This is a genomic window from Staphylococcus sp. HMSC035D11, assembly GCF_001836075.1.
Classification (GTDB): domain Bacteria; phylum Bacillota; class Bacilli; order Staphylococcales; family Staphylococcaceae; genus Staphylococcus; species Staphylococcus hominis.
Window position 1 is genome coordinate 1 of the sequence record NZ_KV827269.1, and the last position, 588, is coordinate 588.

The window sequence follows — 588 nt, forward strand, 5'->3', positions numbered from 1 at the left end:
TGTTATTGACCCAAAGACCGTTTAATTCAGACGGTACTTGGGGAAAAAAGACAAAAACGAGAACACGCTATGATGAAAACGGGGATGCGATTTTAAATAAAAATGGTAATAAAGTTAGAAAACAAGAACGCTTTGCCGACTTTGATTTTAAAGAAGTTCGTAAGCATTGGGAGTTAAAATTAAATCAATATTCAGAAAGAGAACAAAGTTTAAGACGATATGATAGTCGTTCTTTTGAAGAACAAGGCTTAGAAAAAATCGCCGAAATTCCACTGACTAGAGAAGAATACCGACTAGAAAAAAATGAACAAAAACGCTGTGAAAAAGAGGGTATCGAGTACCAACCCGTTACGTATTACGGACAGAAAAATGAAGAGATTAGACGATATAATCGTGACGAAGTATCAGAAATATATAGTGATAAAGAGAAAGAAGAAGCACAAAATGCAATTAGATTACTTGTTCAAAACGCTAATGATCGAGTAAGCAAAAATGAACAGAGTTATTCTGTTTTAATTGATAGATATCAACGTGACGTTGGCTATTCAGAAGCGAAAGAAACCATTAAAAATACGTTTGATAGTGCAT

At 33.8% G+C, this 588-nt stretch carries 1 protein-coding gene; it reads left to right on the forward strand.

Features of this window, described 5'->3' with window-relative positions; translation table 11 throughout:
- On the forward strand, positions 1-588 hold a 588-nt coding region (locus HMPREF2647_RS08360; RefSeq protein WP_176746922.1), incomplete at both ends, for a MobA/MobL family protein.